This window comes from Rugosimonospora africana (assembly GCF_016862975.1).
In the GTDB taxonomy this organism is placed as follows: Bacteria; Actinomycetota; Actinomycetes; order Mycobacteriales; family Micromonosporaceae; genus Rugosimonospora; species Rugosimonospora africana.
The window spans coordinates 1-17,821 of the sequence record NZ_BONZ01000013.1; the positions used below are offsets into that span (position 1 = coordinate 1).

Sequence of the window (17,821 nt, forward strand, 5' to 3'; positions counted from 1 at the left end):
ACCGGCACCCTCAGCGGCGTCACCGGTGTCCTGGGCGGCCAGGACTCGTCCGGTCTGCTGGGCGGCACCCTGAGCAACACCACCGGGGCCCTGAGCGGGACGCTGGGCGACACTGGTGCGCTGACCCACGACCCGACCGGCGCGGTGAGCGGCCTGCTGGGCGGACAGGACACCTCGGGCCTGCTGAACGGTACGTTGAGCAACACCACCGGCGCGCTGGGTGGCACCCTGAGCGGTACCACCGACGGTCTGACCCACGACCCGGCGGGCGCCCTGAACACCACGCTCGGCGGCGTGACGCAGAGCGTGACCGGCACCGTCAACCAGGCGTTGGACGGTCACGGGCTCGACCTGTACGGCGCGACCAACAACGGTCTGGCCGGCGGCCTGCTGTCCGGCGATGGTGGGGTCAGCACGGACGCCAACTCCGCGCACGCCTCGCTGCACGCCGCTGGCGCCCTGTCGCCGTCCGGAGTGACCGACCTGGTGGGCCAGGTCACGCACACGCCGGACGCGACGACCGACCACGGCAGCGACCACCTGCTCGGCATCCCGCTGCTCTGATCGGCTGATTGAGGCAAGATTGCTCCCAGAATCGGCTGATCTATTCGGTAGCCCGATTCACAGGTGTGCGAGCGTGGCACCCCGGCCGGAGTCGACCCCAGTGGTCGGCTCCGGCCCCTGCCACGAGTAGGGATCGATGATGGTACCGCTCTGGCTTGACGTACTGGACGACACCATCCGTGCCTGCGCCGCGCAGAGTCGGGCGGACCTGGTGCACCAACTGCAGCACAAACGCGCGCAACTTCTCGATCCGAAACTGCGCGTGCTGGTCGTCGGCGAGGCCGGGCAGGGCAAGAGCCAGCTCATCAACGCGATGCTCAACGCCCCGATCTGTGCGGTGGGGGACGACTCCACGACGTCTGTCCCCTCGGTCATCCAGCACGCCGACACACCCTGCGCGGCCCTGGTCACCGGGCCGACCGCGGTGCCCGATCGCGACGTGGCGGCCACCGAACGCGTGGCCGTACCCATCGAGCAACTGGCGAGCGGCGTCTCCGGTGCCGGAAAGTACCACCGCGCCGAGATCGGCATTCCCCGCGAGCTGCTGACCGCCGGCCTCGTGCTGATCGACACCCCCGGCCTCGACGCCGGTTGGGCCAACGGCGGCGGCCTCGACGCCGCCTGGGTGGGACACACCGACGCGGTACTGCTGGTGTCCGACGCGAACCGGCAACTGTCCGATGTGGAGCTTGCTTTCCTCGCGTACGCGATCCGGACCTGCCCGCACGTCATCGTGGCACTGAACAAGACGGACATCGCCCCGCAGTGGCGGAAGGTCGCCGAGGAAAACCGTGAGCGCCTGGCCGACGCCGGCATCCCGGCCACCGTGATTCCGGTCTCCGCGACGCTGCGCCTGCTCGCCGCGCGTACCAACAATCGCAAGCTGAACACCGAATCCGGCTTCCCCGATCTGATCGCGCGCCTCCAGCACGACCTGCGGACCAAGTCCGAGTCGCTGGCGCCGCACACCGCGCGGACCATCGCCGGTACCGTCGTGGAGCAGCTGTGCGTGCCGCTGCGCGCCCGCCGATTCGCACTGGATGGCGCGCTGGTCTCGAATGCCGCCTCGGATCTCAGCGAAGCCCAGCGGCAGCTCGACGACCTGCGCCGGCTGTCCAGCCGGTGGCAGAACTCACTGGCGGACCGGATCTCGGACCTCAGCTCCGACATCGAGCACGACCTGCGCGACCGTACCCGCAAAATCATGCGCCGGGTCGACGAGGTGTTCGACTCCGCCGATCCGGGCGCGGTGTGGGACACCTTCCAACCCTGGCTGGAGGAAAACCTCCTGGAGGCCGCCGAGGCCAACTACGGCTGGCTGGTGGAGCGTTCGCACTGGATCGCCGAGAAGATCGCGGCCAGCTTCCCCGGCTACCGGGAAAGCGTCATCCCCGAGTCCGCCTTCCGGATCGAGCACGATGTGTTCGAGACCGTGGCAGACCTGGAGAAGCCGAACATCGGGCGCTTCACGTTCAGCCAGAAGGTATACACCGGGCTGCGTGGCTCGTATGGCGGCGTGGTGATGTTCGGGCTCGCGACCAGCCTGGCAGGGCTGCCGCTGATCAACTTCGTGTCTCTGGGCGCCGGTGCGCTGTTCGGCGGCAAGAGCCTGAAAGACGAGGGCGAGTCCCGGTTGCTGCGGCGCCAGAGCCTGGCGAAGGCCGCGGTGCAGCGGCACGTCGAGGACTTCTTCATCTCGTTCAGCAAGGACTGCAAGGACGTCATCCGTCAGGTCCAGCGCAAGCTGCGCGACCACTTCTCCGCGATGGCCGAGGACCTGCAGGAGAGCATCCTGGAGTCGGCCAGGACCGCGAAGCAGGCGGCCGACCGCGACCTCACGGAACGGGACCGGCACGATCGCGAACTCCAGCGCGAGCTGGAGGATCTGCGCCGGCTGCACGACCGGGCCAACGCGCTGGCGGTGGTACCGGCGCCGGCCGCGAAGGCAGTGGCGGCGTGACCGGTACCCGCCTGGAGAGCCAGGTCTGGGCCCTACTGAACGAAGCCCACGACCTGTACCGCGACAGTCCCCGCGCGTCCCGCTGGCTGGAGCACCACGTCGAGCGGTTCGAGGAGCCGCTGCGAATCGCGGTCGCCGGGCCGGCGCAGGTCGGCAAGTCCACGCTCATCAACGCGATCGTCGGCGAGGGCGTCGCACCCGTCGAGGTCGACGGCGCCAAGGATGCCTTCGTCTGGTACCAGGACGGTGCCGTACCACGCGCCGCGCTGCACTCGGCGCACGAGTCGGTCACCGACCTCGCGGTCACTCGGCTCGACCGCTGGCTGCACGTCGATCCGCCGCCCGGTACGCCGGAGGACCTCAACGAGATCGTGGTGGACTGGCCGACCCGTACGCTGCGCCACACGATCCTCATCGACACCCCCGCCGTCGGTGTCTCCGCGACCGCCACGCCGACTGGGCAGTCCATCATGGACAGAGTCGCCCGGGAGGCGGACGCCGTGCTGTACCTCGCCCGGCGCGCACCCGGTACCGAACTCAACGCGCTGCGCATCATCCCCGAGACACCGGTGAGCCGGGCCGCCCCGGTACACACGATGGTCGTGCTGTCCCGGGCGGACGAGATCGGCGGCGGTCGCATCGACGGCCTCCTGGCCGCGAAGCAGCTCGCCCGCCGGCACCGTCGCGACGTCCGGATGCGCGCGCTGTGCCTGAACGTCGTCGCGGTCGCCGGGCTCCTCGCGGAGGCCGGCCGCACGATCCGGGAGCCGCAGTACGCGGCGCTGGCCAACCTCGCCGCGATCGACCGGGGCGAACTGGACGAGCTGTTGCTGTCCACCGACCGGTTTCTCGGCGGGGCGGACAGCGTCGCGACTCTCTCGGTGCGCCAGGATCTGCTGAACCGGCTGGGGATCGTCGGCGTGAGGCTGGCCACGACTCTGATCCGGCAGGGTTGCGGTGACGTCGGCTCGCTGGCGAGCCAGCTGGTGCGCCGCAGCGGCCTGGCCGAGCTACGCGAGTCGATCAGGCAGCTCTTCGTCGAGCGGCGCGGCCTGCTCAAGGCACGATCCGCTCTCCTCGCGCTGGAGTTCGTACTCCGTGCCGAGCCGCGGCCGGGCTCCGACCGGCTGATGGCGGAGCTCGACCATACGGTCGCCGGCGCCCACGAATTCCGCGAACTGCGGCTGATGGCCGCGTTGCGCAGCGGGCGTACCCGGCTGCCCGCCGCGCTGGAAGCGGAGGCGCAACGCCTGATCGGGATGGAAGGCACGGATGTATCGACGCGATTGGCAGCAGATGAACAGGCAACCGGGGCGCAACTGTGGACACTGGGGGCGCAGGCTCTGGACCGGTGGTTGGAACACGCCGAGAACCCACTTTTCAATCATGCTCAGCAGGGCGCGGCGCGTACCGTCGTCCGCAGTTGCGAGGGGATGCTGGCCGAGCTCGCCGGATGACCGGGCGGTACGCCGGGCCGGGTGACCGCCGGAGCCGCGCTCCCGGCTGCGGGCCGGTACCCACCCCAACAGCATTGATGCCTTGACAGGAATATAACCCATCGGGAATTCTGGTGCTCATGACCGATGGTGAACTCGAACGGATCGACGACAGGTGGCGCCTGCGGTTCTCCCGCAGGCTGGCACACACACCCGAGAAGGTATGGCGGGCGTTGACCGAACCGGAGCACCTGGCCGCCTGGTTCCCCACCACGATCGAGGGAGACCGGGCGGCCGGCGCATCGCTGCGCTTCGCGCATCCGGAGGGCAAGGGGCCGGCCTTCACCGGCACGATGATCGCGTACCAGCCACCCTCGCTCATGGAATTCGAGTGGGGCACCGACACGCTGCGGTTCGAACTGCGGCCGGACGGCGACGGTACTGTGCTGACCCTCCTGGACCTGTTCGACGAGCAGGGCAAGGCGGCGCGGGACGCGGCCGGCTGGCACGTCTGCCTGGATCTGCTGGGCGTCCACCTGGACGGTGAACCGGCACCGGACGACCGGCTCAGCGGCTGGGCACAGGCCAACGCCGACTACACCGCCCGGTTCGGGCCGGAGGCGGCCACGATCGGCCCGCCCGGGTCGGCGGGCGCCTGACCGGGTCTCCGGCCGTACGGTCCACCTTCCCGTTCAGGCTTTCCGGATCTGCCGCCGGGGCCGCCGGCTCCCGCTTAGGCTCGAAACCATGGCTCGCGGACCCCGCGGCGAATCCGGACACCGTCTCATCGGGGCCTCGCCGGAAGACCTCCTGACCAAGCTGCGCGTGCGCTCCGAGACCGGATTCCGCCAGCGGTGGCGGCGCGTCAAGACCAGCAGCATCCTCGCCATCCAGGCCGGTGTCGCGGGGGCGCTGTCCTGGCTGTTCGCGAACAGTCTCCTGCACCACCCGCAGCCGGTGTTCGCTCCGATCTCGGCCGTCATCGTGCTGGACATCTCGGTCGGGCAGCGGCTGCGCCGCACCGCCGAACTGGTCTTCGGGGTGGCGCTCGGCATCTTCATCGGCGACTCCATCGTCTTCGCGATCGGTACCGGCGCGTGGCAGCTCGGTCTCGTCGTGTTCCTCGCCACGGTCCTCGCGGTGTTCATCGGCGGTACCCCCGCCGTGGTGTCGAACGCCGCCTCCTCCTCGGTCCTCATCGCCACCCTGTCCCCACCCGCCAAGGGCATCTACTACCTGCGGTTCGAAGACGCACTCATCGGCGGTCTGATCGCGCTCGGCGTGTCGGCCCTCCTGTTGCCCGCCAACCCGGTGGCGGCCGTGTCACGGAAGGCCGGGCCGGCCTGCACCGCCCTGGCCGACGGGCTGGCTCAGGCCGCACACGCGATGGGCGACCGCAACGCGGACGAGGCGGACGAGGCGCTCACCCGACTGCAGGAGGCCGGAATCACGGTGTCCCAGTTCCGGGACGCCCTCCCGGAAAGCCGGGAGACCGCACGGGTGGCCCCGCTGCGCTGGCGTTCCCGCGGGGCGCTCGGCAAGTACAAGGACGCCGCCGAATATCTCGAACGGGCGCTGAGCAACGCGCGGGTACTGGCTCGCCGCGCGGTCACGATGATCCGGGACGAGGAGCCGATTCCCGAGGAGCTCTGCAGATCCGTCTACACACTGGGAGAGGCGACCAAGGAGGTACGCAAGACACTGCTCTCCGACGTCCGGGACCCCAAAGTCGCGGACCTGTCGGTGCAGGCGGTCGCCGAGGCGGCCGAGGCGTACCGGAAGGGTTTGAGCTTCTCCGGCAGTGCGGTGGTGGCTCAGATCCGGGCGATCGCCACCGATCTGCTCGGTACCGCGGACCTCGGACACGGCGAGGCGAACGAACTCGTGCGTCGCGCCGGCGGCAACCCCGCGAAGCCGGTCGGTTGAGCCACCGCGCGGTCGCGACGCGCGACCGGTGCGCCGCCCCGATCGGGTGACAATGGGCGGATCGCCAGTGCCAGCAAGCGAATCCGCGATGCGACGCCAGCCGGCGGACGGATGCGCGCGATCCTTCGCGACCGCGAACGTGCCACCTCGGCGAGGAAACGCAACACCTCCCGGAGCATCCGCTCCGGCGGTGTACTACGCTTTTCCCGCGAGATGTTGATACCGCAACAATCGCCGGGGTAGGTTGGCGGCCAGCAAACAGGCGTACAAACCCGAGTGCGGTGTACGCCAGCCCCCACAAGCATTCCAGGCACAGCGCGCCCCACGCGCACCCGACCCGAAGGCAGCAACCGTGACCTCCTACACCATCACCATCACTCCCGACGACAACAGCGCGACAACCACCACTCTGCGGCTGGACACGTCCGGCGGCGACGTCACGCTCACCGACCTGCATCTGCACGCCGGCAACATCCTGTCGCAGGGCTCGGTTCCCGCTATCGACTACGGCCTCCTGCTCCAGGCCATCACGCCGAGCATGCCGACCCCGGTCCTGACCGCGTCCGCACCGAAGCACGAGATCGAGGCGGCGCCCTCGACGGTCGTCGACGCCACTGTCACCGACACCGCACCGGCCAGCCCGGCGAAGGCAACCTCCGGCGCGGCCAAGGCAACGGCGAAGTCGGCGTCCGGCGCGACGAAGTCGGCGACCAAGTCCGCGACGAAGTCGGCAGCCAAGGCAGCGAAGTCCACGGCCAAGGCGACGCAGCCCGCGGCCAAGGCGAGCCAGCCCGCGACCAAGGCGGCGGAGGCCCCCGCCAAGGCAGCGAAGTCGACGGCGAAGGCGACGCGGTCGGCCACCCGGCGGGCGCCGGGCAAGAAGGCCACGGCGGCCGAGACCGCTCCGACCGCACCCGCGACCAAGGCACGCACGCGTCGCTCCGCCGGCTCGACGCGGTCGGGCGCCCAGTCGTCGATCACCGACGCGGCCATGGCGAAGAAGAGCGCGAAGGCGGCCCCGGCCAAGAAGGCCACCACCCGCAGCACCACCGCCGCCGCCGCCAGCAACGAGCGCGCGTACCGTCGCATGCCCGACGACTTCGCCACGGTGTACGCGCAGGCGGGCAGCGCCGCCGCCGTCGCGGACCACTACAGCGTGCCGCGGCACACCGCGCACGGCTGGATCCGCCGGCTTCGTGGGCAGGACGCCGCCGCGACCCGCTGAACTTCCGCGGCTGATTCGCACCGCGCCCGGGGTGCCACCGTGCTCGTCCACGGCGGCACCCCGGTTCGCGTCGGGCCTCGCCTCGATCGTCCGGGGCGGCGACCCGTCCCGATGGAGGGTGTAACGCGACGACCCACCGTGGCACTGTTAATACGCGATGCATAGGTGGGGAAACCGTCGGCTTGATCTGGCCGAGACAGACCGGCTGATAGCTGGTGGCACGCCCGACCCCGGGCAGACGGGGTTGGGTGAGCTGCTCGACGCGGTCCGTGCTCCGGCGCTTCCGGAAGAGTTGCTCGGGGAGCAGCGGGCCGTGGCTCAGTTCGTCGTGGCACGCGAGGGCACGCAGGCGGCCGCGGCCCCGGGACGGATCCGTCGCCGGGTGCGCCGGGACCGGGGGCGTCAATCCGTGGGAACGGTCGTGCTGCGGCTCGCCGCGCTGGTCGCGGTGTTGATGACCGGCTCCACGGTGCTCGCCGCGGAGACCAACCGCCTGCCGCCGGTCGTCCAGCAGCGCGCCCACAACCTGTTCTCCCCGCTGGGGGTTCCGGCGCCGAGCACGGCGGCGCGGCCGTCGGTATCGAAGTCGCCGATCCCCGGTGGCACCGGCCGGTCGGCCGCACCCCGGCCGGATCCCAGCGTCACCCATCCGAGCGATTTCACGCCGGTCCAGCTGTGCCAGGCGTGGAACCTGGCGCGGAAGGGCCCGCACCGCACTACCCTGCCGGACCCGGTGCAGCGCGCGCTCGAAGCGGCGGCCAAGGGGCAGCCGAACATCGCCTCGTTCTGTGCCCATGTGCTGTCCGGAAGCGGGAAGCAGGCCACTCCGACGCAGCCCGGCGCGACACCGACGCCGGACCGCACGGACAAGCCCGGCAAGGGCAAGGGCAAGGGGCACACCAAGCGGTAAGGGTCAGGCTCGCGCCGACAACTCGTCGACCGTTGCCGCGATCTCCCCGTACGGGTCGTGCCGGGCGATGTCGGCCCGCAACCGTTCGGCGTTGCGCCGGTACGACGGCGTGCTGAGCACCGCCTCGACCGAGGCGCGGATGTCCTCCTCGGTCGGCCGCTGGGTCGCCAGGTTGATGGCCGCGCCGGTCCACGCCGTACGGGCGGTGATTTCCGCCTTGTCCTCACTCAACCCGGCGAGCACCATCGGTACCCCGAATCCGAGCGCCTGCTGCACCCCGCCGTAGCCGCCGTTGCTCACGAACACGTCGGCATGAGGCAGCAGGTCCGAGTACGGCACGAACGCGGCGACTCTGGCGTTGTCCGGTACGCCGGACAGCGTCGCGTCCCGCCCGAGCGTCGCGACGACCAGTGCGTCGGAGTCGGCCAAACCCCGTAGCGCCGGCTCGACCAGTTCGCTGAAGTCCCGGTTCGCCAGAGTGCCCTGGGACACCACGATCACCCGTCGCGCGGCGAGAACGTCGTCCCACCACGGCGGGAGCGGCCGGGATGTGTCCGCCACGCCGGGCAGCGGCCCCACGTACCGCAGCCCGGGCGGCGCGTCGCTGCGCGGGTACTCCAGTGCCGCGACGGTCAACTGCAGGTACCTGTCGGGCATGAGCACCTGGTTGTCCTGAACGAACGGCGGCACCTCGGTCGCGCCCAGGCCGCTCAGCAGTGCCAGGAAACGCCCCTGGACGTCGCAGAAGACCCGCTCCACCTCGGCGTTGGCCGCGCGGTTGCGGGCCCGCCCCTCCGGCGAACTGTCCGGCGGCAGGCCGAGCCCAAACGGCGCGGTGTCGACGCTGCTCACCGGTAGTGCGGCGAGGCCGATGCCGACGATCGCGGCGGGTGCCAGGCCGGGCGCGCCGTACCGCACCGGCGCGGCCCCTTGGAACGTCGTGTCCTGGAGCAGTACCACCGGCTCGTCGCCGGCCGCGGCCAGCAGCCCTTGCAGCGAGTGGTGCTGGGCCGGGATCGGCTCGACGAACAGCCGCTGCAGGTCCAGCGCGATGCGCTGTGGGCCGGGCGGCGCCGAGTTCCGCCCCGGTACCAGTTCGTCGAGCCGGCCGATGTCGAAGTCGGCGACCCCGGTCAGTGGCTCGAACCGGACGCCGATGCCGTCGAAGCAGTCGCGGTACCGGGAACCGGTCAGGAAGGTGATGTCGTGCCCTCGCCGGCTCAGGTCGGACGCGATGGCCCGCATCGGAGCGACAAATGCGTACAGTGGCGCGGCGGCCACGATCAACTTCGCCATCTGGTCCCTGTCCGGGTTCACCCACTGAGTCCGTTCCGACGCACGGAGTGTTGTGGTCCGCGCGCCCTGCCTACGCGCCGACGCCCTGGCCGGTTCGAGGAGTCCGCGCCGAACGTGCTGAGATCTTCCCCATCGCGGCACGCCGGGTGCGTGCGCGAGCATCGACATTCGGCGTTGTGCGGCCGCACCGGCTGGCTGAGAATGGTCCCCATGCTGCGGCGGCGGGCGTGACGTGTCCGGGCCGGCTGCTGCGACGCCCTGGGTCCCCGCCCGCCGGGGTGGCGTCGGCGGGCTGGAATCGTGGCAGGCCATCGACGGCGGCATGCGGCTGGCCTCGTCCGGGACCGATGGCGTGGTGCAGGTGTGGGACCTGTCCGCCGGCACGTTGACGAGGCTCACCGCGTTCAGTCATGGGGCCGGCGTCCAGCATCTGCGGGCGTGCCGCGGCGACGCAGGAGTCCGGCTGGTCTCAGCCGGTGTCGACGAGTGGATCAGGGTCTGGGATCTGGAGTCGGGCACCGAGGTCGCCTCGATGTCCCCGGTCAACGAGAGCTGGATCCACGCGATGAGCAGTTGGACCACGACCGACGGCGAGAGCCGGCTGGCGGCGGCGGGTTCGGACGGTTCGATCCGGATCTGGGACGTGGAGAGCGGCGCGCTGGTCAGCGAGCGGATCGCCGCCCACACCGGCGCCCTCCACGCGCTCACCACCTGGGTCGCCGCCGACGGCACGAGACGGCTGTGCTCGGCCGGGCAGGACACCGCGATCCGGATCTGGGGCGAGGGATCGGGCGACCTGCTGCGTGAGATCAGCGGGGGTCACGCGCGGGCGATCTGGAGCCTGACCAACTGGCCGGACGCGGGTGGCGGGATGCGGGTCGCGTCCGGCAGCGCGGACGGAACGGTACGGATCTGGGACGCGGAGACGGGTACTCCGATCGGGTCACCGCTGCTCGGTCACACCGGTTGGGTGCACACGATCGTCACCTGGAGCACCGGCGACCAGGTCGACCGTCTCGCGTCCGCGAGTATGGACGGCACCGTGCGGATCTGGGACCCGCGCACTGGCGATCCGCTCGCCGGCCCGGTGCCCGGGAATTTCACCAGTGCCGAGAGCGGCATGACCGCGTGGTCGACGGGCGGACGCAACCGGCTCGCGACGTCCGCGCGGGACGGCATCATCCACATCTGGGACGCGGACACGGGCACCCCGGTCGACTCGTCGCCCACCACCCACATGGCCGCGTTGTGGGCGCTGGCGACGTGGACCGCCAGCGACGGTCACACCCACGTGGCCGCAGCCGGGGACGACGGGGTCCTGTGCGTGTGGGACACCGAGACCGGCGCGCAGGTCGGCCAGCCACTGTCCGGGCACACCGCGACGGTGTGGACGATGACCGCGTTCACCGCCGCCGACGGGCGCGCGTTGATCGCCTCGGCGGGCGACGACGGCACCGTGCGGTGCTGGGACGCGCACTTCGGTGCCGCGGCCGGTGAGCCGATCAACGCGCATGCCGGCTGGATCCCCGCGCTGATCGCCCACCCGGCCACCGGCGGGCCGGTGCGACTCATCTCCGGCGGTGCGGACGGCACCATCCGGCTGTGGGATCCGGCGACCGGCCGGGCCCAGCAGGTACCGAACGTCGCGGTCACCGGGCTGAACTGGGTACTCGCCCTGGCCGCCTGGTCGGCCGAGGACGGCCGGGTACGGATCGCGTTCGGCGGCGACGGCAACGAGATCCACGTGTACGACGCCGGCACGGGCGCCCCCTTCTTCGGTCCGCTGTCCGGCCACGCCGGCTGGATCCGGGCACTCGCGACGTGGACCGACCGGAACGACCGCCGCCTCCTGGCCTCCGGCAGTGTCGACGGGACGATCCGGGTGTGGGACGCGGGCACCGGTGAGCCGGTCGGAACACCGCTGCACGGCCACATCGGCACGGTACGTTCGCTCGTGCCGTGGACCGATCCGCAGGGCAACCCGCGACTCGCGTCGGCCGGCGGCGACGACGGGACGATCCGCTTGTGGGATCCGGAGAACGGGACTCCGATCGGCGAACCGCTGACCGGCCACCAGCGCGGCGTGTGGGACCTGGCCGGGTGGCGCGCCGCCGACGGTTCCGCGCGACTCGCCTCCACCGGCTACGACGGCACCATCCGTCTCTGGGATCTCCACCTGCGGCGGGCGATCCGCTCCATCGAGGTCGGCCCGGTCGGGATCTGGGCGCTGTCCGACGCACCCGCCACCGTGGACCTGCTCGACCGGCAGCGGTGGGCCGACGCCATCGCCGACCAACTGGTTCGCCCGGGCCAACCGTCCGGCTCGGGCCAACCGTCCACTTCGGACGATCCGGCCGACGACGGGCCGTCCGTCGTGAGTGTCGAGGGGCCGTGGGGCTGCGGCAAGACCACGCTGATGCGGTTGGTCCGCCGCCGTCTCGACGAACGCCATCCGCCACCGGCGCGTGCCGACCACCGATCCGCCGCGAGGCAGCGGTACACCGTCCGGGCGGCACTGCGGGAGATCACTCGCCACGGTCGCGCTCCGGCCCAGCCGGCACAGCCGCGACCGGCAACCGGTCCCGCCCGGCGCGTCGGGCGCCGCGCCACGAACCGGACCAGCCGGCCGGGCGGCGCCACGGCGCACCGGGGCGTGCTCACCGTGTGGTTCAACCCTTGGGTGCACCAGTCCGGCGAACAGGCGTGGGCCGGACTCGCCCACGAAATCATCGAGCGCGCCGGCACCGTGCTCTATCCGACCGACAGCGAGCGGGAACGGTACTGGTTCCGCCGGAACCTCGGGCGCAGCGACCGGTACAGCCTGCGCCGCGCCCTGTACCGCCGGGTCGTGTCGCCGATGCTCGGGGTGGCGCTCGGCGCGATCGTCGCGCCGCTGGCGATCGCGCTGGCCGAGTTGAACGTACCGTTCGACGTGCTCGGCCACTCGGTCACCGCGGCGACGATCGCGCTGGTGATTTCGGCGGCCTGCCTGGTCGCCGGCATCGCGCACACCACCACCCGGTTCTGGTTCAGTCCGGCGGCGCACTACCTTCCGGCCGCGCTCTTCCACGGACCGGTCACCGATGCCGACCTGCTCCAGCAGGACAACCAGCCGCTCGAGATCGTCGCGGATCCGTTGCGCAGAGCCCGAGTCGGCGCCCTCTACCTGTACCAGCACGACATCGGCGAGGTCATCACCGACGTCCGGAACGCGGGTTGCGACCTCGTCGTGTTCGTCGACGACATCGACCGGTGCCGGACCACGGTGACCGCGGAGGTGTTCGAGGCGATCAATCTGTTCCTCTCCGGCGTGAACGCGGACACCGGACTGCGCTGCCGGTTCGTCATCGGCCTCGACCCCGAGGTGATCGCGGCGCACCTCGACGGCCACTACCCCGACCATTATCATCGCCAGACCGCACAGCGCGGAGACGATCCGAGCGCGGGCTGGGCCTTCCTGCGCAAGCTGATCCAGTTGCCGGTCGTGCTGCCTCAAGCCGCGGACGACAGCATCCCGCGCTTCATCGATCAGGCCGCCGGATCCGCCCGGACGTCCGCCGACGGCTCGCGGGTGCCGGCGCCGCGGGGGGCCAAGGTTTCCGCTGCCGGGGCTTCCGCTGTCGGGGCCTCCACTGCCGGGGGTTCCGTTGCCGGGGGTTCCGTTGCCGGGGGTTCCGTTGCCGGGGGTTCCGTTGCCGGGGGTTCCGTTACCGGAGCGGCCGGCGGGGCCGCCGCCGACGGCGCGCGGGGAGACGGTGCCAGGCCGTCGCCGGGGACCGCGCCGACTCCGGTCGACACGCTCGCCTGGCGGTCGCTGGAGCAGCATCCGCAGGTACGGTCCTGGCTGACCGCCCGGTTGAGCGCGCAGCCCGGCCGGTCGGTACGGAACGCGAAGCGCCTCATCAACGTCTGGCAGTTCTACGCCCGGGTGTGCCCCGAGCCCAGCCGCTCACCGGATGACGGCCCTGCCGACGTACGCGCGTCGATCTCACACGCCAAGCATCTGCTCATCTTCGCCGAGATCGTCACCCGGTGGCCCGCGCTGCTGCACGCGCTGCAGTGGCGCTCCGACGGCCGGGCCGGCCTCGACCGTCTCGTCGCGTACCTGGCCGACGAGGACCGGTGGAACCAGACCGTCGGGGAACTCGGCATCGAGGTGAACCGGTACGAGCACCAACTGCGCGAGTTGCGGCTGCTGCTGCTCCAGTGCGATCCCGGGCTCATCGGCAACCTGGCCGACACGCTGCTTTGACGCGTATCTTTACCCTTTGGACTCGCGTCCCGAGTGAGCAAGGTCCCCGAGATGCTGACGAGCCGGGCGGTACCAGGAGTCGGACCGGGCAAGGATGCCCACCGGCGACACCTCGGTGCCCTTCTCCGGCACGTACACCTGCGAGGTCCGGCCTCCCGCACCGAACTGGCCGACCGGATGGGGCTCAACCGCAGCACCATCATGGCGCTGACCGCCGAACTCACCTCCGCGGGTCTGGTCCGCGAGGAGTTGCCCGACCAGACCGGCCGGGCCGGACGGCCGTCGCTGGTGGTGCGACCCGAGTCCGACCGGGTATTCGTGCTGGCCTTCGACGTCGCCGTGGACCGGCTGGTCGCCGCGCGCGTCGGGCTGGGCGGGACGATCCTGGACCGCCGCGAGGCGGTACGGCCGCGGGCCGGTGCGGACCTCGACAGCGTGGTGGAGGTACTGGCCGGGTTGGGCCGGCGGGTGGCGGGCACGGCTGGCCCCGGATCGGTGTGCGTCGGGGTGGGCGCGTCGTATTGCGGGATGATCCGGCCCGGCGACGGGATGGTGCGCTTCGGCCCGGACATGGGCTGGGTGGACCAGGCGTTCGGCGCTGAACTCGGCCGGCGGCTGGGTCTCGGCCTGCCGGTACCGGTGGGCAACGAGGGCCACCTGGGCGCCCTGGCCGAGTACGAGCGCGGGGCGGGCGTGGGCTTCCCGAATCTCATCTACCTGCACGGCGACGTCGGCGTGGGTGGCGGGATCATCGTCGGCGGCAAGCTGTTGAACGGCGACGGCGGGTACGGGTGCGAGCTGGGGCACATGCTGGTGAACCCGTACAACGGCCGGCCCTGCGGATGCGGCTCGCGCGGCTGTCTCGAAGCGGAGGTCGGCGAACGGGCCCTCCTCGACGCCGCGCGGCGGCCCGCCGACCTGACCGGGCGGGACGCCGTCCGCGCCGTGGTGGACGCCGCCGATCGCGGCGATCCGCTGGCCCGGGCCGCACTCGATCACATCGGCGACTGGCTCGGCATCGGCGTCGCCAATCTGATCAACCTGTTCAATCCGGGCCTGGTCGTCTTCGGCGGGATGCTGCGCGACGTGTACCGGGGGTCGGCGACCCAGGTACGCACCCGGTTGACGGCCAACGTCCTGGCGGTGTCACGGGAACGGGTGCTGCTGCGCACCTCGGCCCTCGGCGACGACGCGACCCTGATCGGCGCCGCCGAGCTGGCGTTCGCGCCGCTGCTCGCCGACCCGACCGGGGAGCACAGCGGCGGCCGGCACCCGGCGGAGGCGGGCACCGCCCGCTGAGCTCTGTGTTCTCCACCACGGCCGGCTCCGTGACGGCCGGATTCTGTCGGTACCCGCTGGCACGATCCCCCTCGTGACGTGGAACGGGAGGAGAAGGACGTGACGCTGAACTTCGTGGAGCGGGGCAGCGGCATCCCGGTGCTGGCGGTGCACGGCTGGACGCCGGATCACCGGCTGATGCTCGGCTGCCTGGAGCCGTTCTTCTCCGGGCGACCGGGATACCGGCGGCTCTATCCCGACCTGCCCGGCATGGGGAAGTCTCCGGCGCCAGAGTCGATCGCCAGCTCCGATGACGTGCTGGCCGCCCTCGACGACTTCGTCGACCGCACCATCGGCGACGCACCGTTCCTGCTCGTCGGCGAGTCGTACGGCGGCTATCTCTCCCGGGCGCTCGTCCGGACCCGGGCCGACCAGGTGCTCGGACTGGCCCTGATCTGCCCGATCGGCGCGGTGGTCGAGCACGCCGATCGTCACGTGCCCGGGCACCGGGTGCTGCGTGCCGACCCAGACCTGCTCGCCTCCGTCGACCCGCGGACCGCCGAGGCGTTCGCGGAGATCGCGGTGGTGCAGACGCCGGAGACCCTGCGCCGGTTCCGGGAAGAGATCATGCCCGGGCTCGACGCCGCGGACAGCGCCGCGATGGCGCGCATCCGGCAGCGCTGGACGTTGACCGACGATCCCGAGGGTGGCGAGCCGTTCGCCCGCCCGACGTTGATCCTCACCGGCCGGCAGGACTCCAGCGTGGGCTACCTCGACCAGTTCGTACTGCTGCCGCACTACCCGCGGGCCAGCTTCGCCGTGCTCGATGTGGCCGGCCACAACCTCCAGTTCGAGCAGCCGGAGTTGTTCGACACGCTGATGGGCGACTGGCTCGACCGGGTCGACGAGTCCTCACAGCACGGGGCGGACGGACGGCGGACGCGGCGCCTCACGGGGTGACGAAGGTCCCGTGCGAGAACCGGTACGCGGCGACCGCCAGGAACAGCGCGACGAAGACGACCGGCCACACCAGCGCTCCGACGAACACGCCGATGGCGGTGCGCTCGCGGCCCCGCCGCTGGTGCCGCACGCCGAGGAAGGCACAGGCGAGCACGCCGAGGATGGCCGCGGCCTCACCCTGGAGCGGGTAGCCGTGGTCGCGCAGGCTCGGGCCGCCCAACACCTCGACAGCGGCGAACAGCGCCACGGCGCCCAGGTAGATGCCCAGCGGCTGGACGAATCCCACCGCGAAGCCGGTCGGCGTCCTGTCTCTGCGCTCGGAGCCGGACACTGCTGGACCAACCATGCTCCACACCATCCTTGAGACGCGGCGGTATCAGACTACGGCGAACGGGCAACGGGTATCATAGGTAACCTTCTTTACAAACTGCGCGCGCCCCAGGTCCCCGATCACTCCGTCGCGCGGGGCAAACCGGGAAATCCGCCGACCCCGCACAGCACACCGCGTGATGATGAAAGGCGATGAGCCACAGCCGCTCCGCGCCCGATCGACCCAACCAATCGGAGCCACATCGCTACCTGTCCGGCTGCGCGCTCTCGGCCGTCGCCGGTGCCGTGCTGGCCCTCCAGTCCCGGATCAACGGCGACTTCGGGCACCGCGTGCACGACGGCGTACTCGCCGCACTGATCAGCTTCAGCAGCAGCCTGACGCTCTGCACGCTGATCCTGGCTCTCTTCGCGGTGCGCGGGAAGGCCGGCGCGCTCATCCGTCAACTGCGCGCGAACCGGCTGCCGCCGTGGTACTACCTGGGCGGGATCGCGGGCGCCTACACGCTGATCAGCCAGGGCGAGGCGGTGACCGCCCTCGGTGTCGCCGTGTTCACCATCGCGGCGGTCTCCGGGCAGTCGATCGCCAGCCTGGTCATCGACCGGCTCGGGATCGGGCCGTCGGGTCGCCAGCCGGTCACCGCGTTCCGGCTGATCGGCGCCGTACTCTCGATCGGCTCGGTGATCGTGGCCGTGAGCGGGAAGTTCCACACCCCGGAGGCGATCGGCCTGATCGTCCTGCCGGTAGTCGCCGGCATCGTCACTCCGCTGCACCAGGCGCTGAACGGCCGGGTACGGGCGGCGTCGCACAGTACGCTGGCCCCCACGCTGATCAACTTCGTGGTGGGTACCGCGCTGCTGCTGCCGGTGTTCGGGATCGAGGTCGCGATACGCGGCGCGCCCGGCAACATACCCACTCCGCCCTGGCCCGCCTACGTCGGCGGACCGCTCGGCGTGACGTTCATCGCGATCACGGTGACCGTGGTGCGCCAGATCGGTGTCCTGCTGCTCGCGCTGGCGACCATCGCCGGCCAACTGGTCATGGCGATCATCCTGGATCTCATCGCGCCGACCGCCGGCATGCACCCCGGCCCGGCCACCTACGTCGGCACCGCGCTGACGATCGTCGCCGTCGCGGTCGCGGCGATCCACCGTCGCCGCTGACCGCACATCGCACGCGTTCGCGCCGCCACCGTACCGACCTGACCCGTTTCCTAGCGCCGCTAGCAGTTCTATCGTCGCCCTGCTAGTGTCGACCACGTTCCTAGCGCTGCTAGAAATTGGAGACGGGTCATGCTCACCCCCATCGCCTACGGGCTAGCCATCGTCCTCGGTGTCTTCGTGGTCTTCATCGGCGTGCGGTTCCTCGTCGCGCCCCAGTCGTCGGCCGCCGGCTACGGCGTCCCGGCCAAGAAGGACGGAGACTCCGCGTACCTGACCATCAAGGGAGTGCGGGACTCCGTATACGGGCTCCTCGCTCTCGCCCTGATCGCCTTCGCGTCGGCCCACGCGGTCGGCTGGTACATGCTGGTCGTCGCGATCGCCCCGCTCGGTGACATGGTCATCGTGCTGCGGCACGGCGGGCCCAAGGCGGTCGCCTTCGGCGTTCACTTCGCCACCGCCGTCGTGATGCTCATCAACGCCGCACTGCTGTTCGCAATCTGAGATGCCGCACTGCAGTTCGCGA

13 protein-coding genes and 1 pseudogene are annotated in these 17,821 nt (G+C 71.2%); 12 read left to right on the top strand and 2 right to left on the bottom strand.

Going from position 1 to position 17,821, the window contains the following annotated elements; genetic code table 11:
• The 7 genes and pseudogenes from Raf01_RS05725 to Raf01_RS05755 form a co-directional block, all read left to right on the top strand.
• Positions 1-564, top strand: a pseudogene (locus tag Raf01_RS05725) (hypothetical protein); the annotation flags it as partial.
• A gap of 136 nt (positions 565-700) precedes the next feature.
• Positions 701-2,524, top strand: coding sequence for a dynamin family protein (locus Raf01_RS05730; RefSeq protein WP_239133401.1), 1,824 nt, complete (start codon positions 701-703; stop codon positions 2,522-2,524).
• Positions 2,521-3,981, top strand: coding sequence for a GTPase family protein (locus Raf01_RS05735; RefSeq protein WP_203916671.1), 1,461 nt, complete (start codon positions 2,521-2,523; stop codon positions 3,979-3,981). The genes Raf01_RS05730 and Raf01_RS05735 overlap by 4 nt, the downstream gene beginning before the upstream one ends.
• 119 nt (positions 3,982-4,100) lie before the next feature.
• Entirely contained in the window at positions 4,101-4,619 is a 519-nt protein-coding gene (locus tag Raf01_RS05740) for an SRPBCC family protein (RefSeq protein WP_203916672.1), read from the top strand.
• 88 nt (positions 4,620-4,707) lie between these two features.
• Positions 4,708-5,886: an FUSC family protein gene (locus Raf01_RS05745; RefSeq protein WP_203916673.1), complete on the top strand. Its 1,179-nt coding sequence runs from the start codon at positions 4,708-4,710 to the stop codon at positions 5,884-5,886.
• A gap of 352 nt (positions 5,887-6,238) precedes the next feature.
• Positions 6,239-7,111 carry a hypothetical protein gene (locus tag Raf01_RS05750; protein WP_203916674.1) on the top strand — a complete coding sequence of 291 codons (873 nt, stop codon included), beginning with the start codon at positions 6,239-6,241 and terminating at the stop codon, positions 7,109-7,111.
• Between the two features lie 244 nt (positions 7,112-7,355).
• Positions 7,356-8,021, top strand: coding sequence for a hypothetical protein (locus tag Raf01_RS05755; protein WP_203916675.1), 666 nt, complete (start codon positions 7,356-7,358; stop codon positions 8,019-8,021).
• A gap of 3 nt (positions 8,022-8,024) precedes the next feature.
• On the opposite strand, the gene Raf01_RS05760 is transcribed toward Raf01_RS05755, so the two are convergent.
• The gene (locus tag Raf01_RS05760) at positions 8,025-9,317 is read right to left on the bottom strand and encodes a nucleotide disphospho-sugar-binding domain-containing protein (protein WP_203916676.1); all 1,293 of its coding nucleotides are present in this window, start codon (positions 9,315-9,317) and stop codon (positions 8,025-8,027) included.
• A 232-nt stretch (positions 9,318-9,549) separates the two neighbouring features.
• On the opposite strand from Raf01_RS05760, the gene Raf01_RS05765 reads away from it, so the two are divergent.
• The 3 genes from Raf01_RS05765 to Raf01_RS05775 all read left to right on the top strand — a co-directional run bounded on the left by Raf01_RS05765 (position 9,550) and on the right by Raf01_RS05775 (position 15,807).
• Positions 9,550-13,569, top strand: a complete 4,020-nt coding sequence (locus Raf01_RS05765) for a P-loop NTPase fold protein (protein ID WP_203916677.1) — start codon at positions 9,550-9,552, stop codon at positions 13,567-13,569.
• 51 nt (positions 13,570-13,620) lie between these two features.
• On the top strand, positions 13,621-14,868 hold the full coding sequence (locus Raf01_RS05770; protein ID WP_203916678.1) for an ROK family transcriptional regulator: 1,248 nt from the start codon (positions 13,621-13,623) through the stop codon (positions 14,866-14,868).
• Positions 14,869-14,967: 99 nt separating this feature from the next.
• Positions 14,968-15,807: an alpha/beta fold hydrolase gene (locus tag Raf01_RS05775; protein WP_239133402.1), complete on the top strand. Its 840-nt coding sequence runs from the start codon at positions 14,968-14,970 to the stop codon at positions 15,805-15,807.
• Here Raf01_RS05775 and Raf01_RS05780 read toward each other — a convergent pair.
• Complete coding sequence (locus Raf01_RS05780; RefSeq protein WP_203916679.1) at positions 15,797-16,153, bottom strand: hypothetical protein; 357 nt, start codon at positions 16,151-16,153, stop codon at positions 15,797-15,799. The genes Raf01_RS05775 and Raf01_RS05780 overlap by 11 nt on opposite strands.
• A gap of 176 nt (positions 16,154-16,329) precedes the next feature.
• Between Raf01_RS05780 and Raf01_RS05785 the strand changes: the two genes are divergently transcribed.
• Positions 16,330-17,298 (top strand): DMT family transporter, encoded by a 969-nt coding sequence (locus Raf01_RS05785; protein ID WP_203916680.1) that lies wholly within the window; start codon positions 16,330-16,332, stop codon positions 17,296-17,298.
• A 129-nt stretch (positions 17,299-17,427) separates the two neighbouring features.
• The gene (locus tag Raf01_RS05790; protein ID WP_203916681.1) at positions 17,428-17,799 is read left to right on the top strand and encodes a DUF4267 domain-containing protein; all 372 of its coding nucleotides are present in this window, start codon (positions 17,428-17,430) and stop codon (positions 17,797-17,799) included.
• The last annotated feature ends 22 nt before the right edge of the window (positions 17,800-17,821 follow it).